4 protein-coding genes are annotated in these 5,221 nt (G+C 74.0%); 1 reads left to right on the top strand and 3 read right to left on the bottom strand.

Annotated elements, in window-relative coordinates; all coding sequences use genetic code 11:
* A partial coding sequence (locus tag AB0K09_RS29630; RefSeq protein WP_366068490.1) for a PQQ-binding-like beta-propeller repeat protein occupies window positions 1-1,363 on the top strand: 1,363 nt, incomplete at its 5' end.
* Between the two features lie 124 nt (window positions 1,364-1,487).
* Here AB0K09_RS29630 and ilvD read toward each other — a convergent pair.
* The 3 genes from ilvD to AB0K09_RS29615 all read right to left on the bottom strand — a co-directional run bounded on the left by ilvD (window position 1,488) and on the right by AB0K09_RS29615 (window position 4,956).
* A complete protein-coding gene (ilvD, locus tag AB0K09_RS29625; RefSeq protein WP_366068489.1) occupies window positions 1,488-3,338 on the bottom strand; it encodes a dihydroxy-acid dehydratase in 1,851 nt (616 codons plus the stop codon).
* 158 nt (window positions 3,339-3,496) lie between these two features.
* Complete coding sequence (locus AB0K09_RS29620; RefSeq protein WP_366068488.1) at window positions 3,497-4,135, bottom strand: TetR family transcriptional regulator; 639 nt, start codon at window positions 4,133-4,135, stop codon at window positions 3,497-3,499.
* Window positions 4,132-4,956: a sugar phosphate isomerase/epimerase gene (locus AB0K09_RS29615; RefSeq protein ID WP_366068487.1), complete on the bottom strand. Its 825-nt coding sequence runs from the start codon at window positions 4,954-4,956 to the stop codon at window positions 4,132-4,134. The genes AB0K09_RS29620 and AB0K09_RS29615 overlap by 4 nt, the downstream gene beginning before the upstream one ends.
* Window positions 4,957-5,221: the final 265 nt, after the last annotated feature.

Here is a 5,221-nt window from a genome sequence, read left to right as displayed (position 1 = left end):
CGCGTGTCTGGCGAAGGAGCCGGCGGAGCGGCCGACGCCGGACGCGTTGATGGGGATGCTGGCGGAGGTGCCGGCGCCCTCTCCACGCTTTTCCCCGGCGGTGCCCGCGCAGGAGCCGCCGGCCGGGCGGGCCGGCGCGCGTCGCCGGCGGTCCCCGCGTGGGCGGTGGCTGGCCGCTGCCGTGGTCGCCGCCGTGCTCGCCGTGGGCGGTGTCGTGGCGTGGGGCGGCGGGCACGGTGAGGGACGCGGTGCTTCCGGGCCGACGCCCGCCGGGTCGGCCTGGCGGCCGTGGACGGCTTCCATACCGCCGGGTGACGGGGGCGAGGGCGGGGACGGCGAGGTGCGGGCCGGGTTCTGTACGTACCACGGTGCCGCCCTGTACTGCTCGGCGCGCGGGGTGTACGCGGCTCGCGTCGACGCGGCGGACGGGCGGGTGCGGTGGCGGTTCCCGGGGATCGCGACGCGGCCGGGCGGGGGTGCGCCGAGCGCGCCGGTCGTCTCCGGTGGGCTGGTGCACGCGTTGTCGCCGGACAAGCGGGAGCTGACGGCGTTCGCCCCGGAGAACGGGGAGCCGCGCTGGACGCGGGACGTGTCGGCGCACAAGGGGCGCGTCTATCACGCCGGGGACACCGTGCTGCTGGTGGCGGCGGACGGGACGGTCACGGCGGTGGACGGGGGGACGAACAAGGAACGGTGGCGGCATCCGCTGCCCGGGGGTTTCCGGCCGGCCTTCGTGTCCTTCGGCGGTGACGGGCCGGCGTACGGTCTGGCGCCGAGTGCCGACGGGCGGCGGACGCAGGTCGTCGCCGTCGATCCGGTCAGTGGTGCGGTGCGGTGGCAGTGGACGGCGGACGGCGCGCTGACGGCCGTCGGTACGGGGCCGGGCGGGGTGCTGTATCTGACAGAGGCGGCGGCGGACACGCGGGTGGTGGCCGTGGTGCGGTACGACCCGGCGGCGCGGCGGGCGGTGCGGGTGCCGTTGGTGGCGCCGGTGTTCGCGACGAGTGCGGTGGCGCGGGGGGAGCGGGTGTTCGTGCTGTCGTCGGACGGGGGGCTGACGGCGGTGGACACGGGTCGTCCTGCCGGGCAGGGCTGGCGGCTGGACACGGCCGTGGCCAACGCGTCCGCGCTGGTGGTGGACGGGGAGCGGTTGTACTTCTCGGCCGCGGACGGCCGGTTGCTGGCCGTGGACGCGGTGCGGGGCGCGTTGCTGGGGACGACGTCGGCGCGGTCGGTGCGGGCGGGCCGGGGGTATCTGGAGATGCTGCCGGCGCCGGTGGTGGCGGAGGGGAAGGTGTTCGCGGCGGCGCCGGACGGGACGGTGTTCGCGGTGGACGGGCACGACCCGGGCGGATGGCGGTGAGGCCGGGGGCCGTGAGACCGGGGGGCCGTGAGGCCGGACAGCCGTGAGGCCGGATGGCGGCGGGTCCGGATAGCGGCGGGTCCGGGGGCGGTGCCCCCGGACCCGTACTTGTGCTCCCGGTGCGTCAGCCCAGCTTCGACACGTCCCTGACCGCGCCCTTGTCCGCGCTGGTGGCCATCGCCGCGTAGGCGCGGAGGGCCGCCGAGACCTTGCGGGTGCGGTTCGCCGGGGCGTAGGTGCCGGCGAGGGCCTCGCGGCGGGCCGCCAGTTCCTCGTCGTCGACGAGGAGTTCGATGGAGCGGTTGGGGATGTCGATGCGGATGCGGTCGCCGTCCCGGACGAGGGCGATGGTGCCGCCCGAGGCCGCCTCGGGGGAGGCGTGGCCGATGGACAGGCCGGACGTGCCGCCGGAGAAGCGGCCGTCGGTGATCAGGGCGCATGCCTTGCCGAGGCCGCGGCCCTTGAGGAAGGAGGTGGGGTAGAGCATCTCCTGCATGCCGGGGCCGCCGCGCGGGCCCTCGTAGCGGATGACGACGACGTCGCCCTCCTTGACCTTCTTGCCGAGGATCTTCTCGACCGCCTCCTCCTGCGACTCGCAGACGACCGCGGGGCCCTCGAAGGTCCAGATGGACTCGTCGACGCCGGCGGTCTTGACTACACAGCCGTCGACGGCGAGGTTGCCCTTGAGGACGGCGAGACCGCCGTCGCGGGAGTAGGCGTGTGCCGCGGAGCGGATGCAGCCGTTCTCGGCGTCGAGGTCGAGGGAGTCCCAGCGCTCGGACTGGGAGAAGGCGGTGGCGGAGCGGACGCAGCCGGGGGCGGCGTGCCAGAGCTCGACGGCCTCGGCGGAGGGGGAGCCGCCGCGCACGTCCCAGGTCTTGAGCCACTCGGCGAGCGAGGCGGAGTGGACGCTGTGGACGTCCTCGTTGAGCAGTCCGGCGCGGTGGAGCTCGCCGAGGATGGCGGGGATGCCGCCGGCGCGGTGCACGTCCTCCATGTAGTAGGTACCGCCGGGGGCCACGTTGGGGGCGACCTTGGCCAGGCAGGGGACGCGGCGGGAGACCTCGTCGATGTCCGACAGGTCGTAGTCGAGCTCGGCCTCCTGGGCGGCGGCGAGCAGGTGGAGGATGGTGTTGGTGGAGCCGCCCATGGCGATGTCGAGGGCCATGGCGTTCTCGAACGCGGCGCGGGTGGCGATATTGCGGGGCAGGACGGATTCGTCGCCCTGCTCGTAGTACCGCTTGGTGATCTCGACGACGGTGCGGCCGGCGTTCTCGTAGAGCGCCTTGCGGGCGGTGTGGGTGGCGAGGACGGAGCCGTTGCCCGGCAGGGAGAGGCCGATGGCCTCGGTGAGGCAGTTCATCGAGTTGGCGGTGAACATGCCGGAGCAGGAGCCGCAGGTCGGGCAGGCGTTCTCCTCGATGCGCAGCACGTCCTCGTCGGAGACGTTCTCGTCGACGGAGTCGACGATGGCGTTGATGAGGTCGAGCTTGCGGACGGTGCCGTCGACGAGGGTGGCCTGGCCGGCCTCCATCGGGCCGCCGGAGACGAAGACGACCGGGATGTTCAGGCGCATGGCGGCCATGAGCATGCCCGGGGTGATCTTGTCGCAGTTGGAGATGCAGATCAGGGCGTCGGCGCAGTGGGCCTCGACCATGTATTCGACGGAGTCGGCGATGAGGTCGCGGGAGGGCAGCGAGTAGAGCATGCCGCCGTGGCCCATGGCGATGCCGTCGTCGACGGCGATGGTGTTGAACTCGCGCGGGATGCCGCCGGCGGCGCTGATCGCGTCCGAGACGATGCGGCCGACGGGCTGCAGGTGGGTGTGGCCGGGGACGAACTCGGTGAAGCTGTTGGCGACGGCGATGATCGGCTTGCCGAAGTCCTCGCGCGCTACGCCCGCGGCGCGCAGAAGGGCTCGGGCGCCCGCCATGTTGCGGCCGTGGGTGACGGTACGGGACCTCAGCTCGGGCATCTGCCTGCTCCACTCCTAGTCTCGGGTCTTCGAGCCTACGCTCGTCATCCGGGATCCGGACAGGGTTTCCGCGATTCGAGACGGCGGTATCGGTGTGCGGGCGTGAGCGGCCGCCGGCGTCCTCGGCGGCGGGCTCGTGTGCGGGCTCGTGTGCGGGCTCAGGGGCCCGTCAGATGGTGCTGGACGACCGGGGCGACCCTGGCGACGATCTCGTCGAGGCCGGCCGACGCCAGGGGCTCGACCTTGATGACGTAGCGCAGCATGGCGATGCCGACGAGGTGGGCGCCGGCCAGCTCCGCGCGCAGCCCGGCGTCGGGGACGCCGAGCTCGTCGGCGATGCGGCCCAGGATGCGGCTGGCGACGAGGTCGCGGAAGACGGCGGCGGCCGTCTCGTTGGCGACGGCGGAGCGGACGATCGCCAGCAGCGGTTCGCGGGTGACCGGGTCGTCCCAGACGCCGAGGATGAAGCGTGTCAGCCGCTCCCCCACCTGCTCGGGCCCGTCCGCGGTGATCTGGTCGGGCACCGCCAGGGCGGGGGCGAAGGCGACCTCGACGGCCGCGGCGAAGACCTTCTCCTTGGGGCCGAGGTAGTGGTGGACGAGCGCGGGGTCGACGCCCGCGCCCTTGGCGATGCCGCGGATGGACGCCTTGTCGTAGCCGTGCTCGGCGAACTCCGCGCGGGCCGCGGCGATGATGCGCTCGCGCGCGCCGGGCCCTGCGCCGGCGGCTGTGCGGGCGGGGCGGCCGCGCCGCCGGGGGGCGGGGGCGGCCGGGTCGGCGGGCTCGCTGCCGGTCACGGGCGGCGGGCGCCCGTCGGCGAGGCGAGGTGGAGGCGGGTGTAGGCGAGGGCCTCGGCGAGGTCGGCCTCGCGCTCGGCGGCCGACATGGCCCGGCGGGTGTTGACCTCGATGACGATGTGCCCGTCGAAGCCGTTCACGGCGAGGCGTTCGAGCAGCTCGGCGCAGGGCTGCTTGCCGCGGCCGGGGACGAGGTGCTCGTCCTTGGCGGAGCCGTTGCCGTCGGCGAGGTGGATGTGGGCCAGCCGGTCGCCCATGCGGTCGATCATCTGCAGGGCGTCGGTGCGGGCGGTCGAGGTGTGCGAGAGGTCGACGGTGAAGTGGCGGTAGTCGTCCTTGGTGACGTCCCAGTCGGGCGCGTAGGCGAGCATCTCGCGGTCCCGGTAGCGCCAGGGGTACATGTTCTCGACGGCAAAGCGGACATCGGTCTCGTCCGCCATCCGCCAGATGCCGCGCACGAAGTCCCGTGCGTACGAGCGCTGCCAGCGGAAGGGCGGGTGGACGACGACGGTGCCGGCGCCGAGCCGCTCGGCGGCCGCGCGGGCCCGCTGGAGCTTGACCCACGGGTCGGTCGACCACACGCGCTGGGTGATCAGCAGACAGGGCGCGTGGACGGCCAGGATGGGCACCTGGTGGTAGTCGGACAGCCGGCGCAGGGCCTCGATGTCCTGGCTGACCGGGTCGGTCCACACCATGACCTCGACTCCGTCGTAGCCCAGCCGAGCGGCGATCTCGAAGGCCGTCGCCGTCGACTCGGGGTAGACCGAGGCCGTGGACAGGGCGACCTTCGCATCCGGAATCCGCACCACTGGCTCTGTCACGAGGGACAGCGTACGACCGCCCCTCCCACGGCGGGCAGGTGGTCCCGGCACCCGGAGGCCTCCGGCCCGGTACGGGGGGCGAGGCAGAGGCCTCGCGCACCCTTGCGGCGCCACGGCGGCCGGCCAGCGGAGCGAGAGGCCGGCGCACGAGCGACGACCCCAGCGGCGCCGCCAACCGGCTGAAGACCGGCACGGCACCCCCGGAAACCACCGCCGTGGCTGAGCACCGCCGCGGCGGAGAAGTGAGGCGAGGCCTCACACACCG

This window comes from Streptomyces sp. NPDC049577 (assembly GCF_040675635.1).
GTDB lineage: Bacteria > Actinomycetota > Actinomycetes > Streptomycetales > Streptomycetaceae > Streptomyces.
The sequence above is the reverse complement of the archived record's forward strand: the minus strand, read 5'-3'. Positions and strand labels throughout refer to the sequence as shown.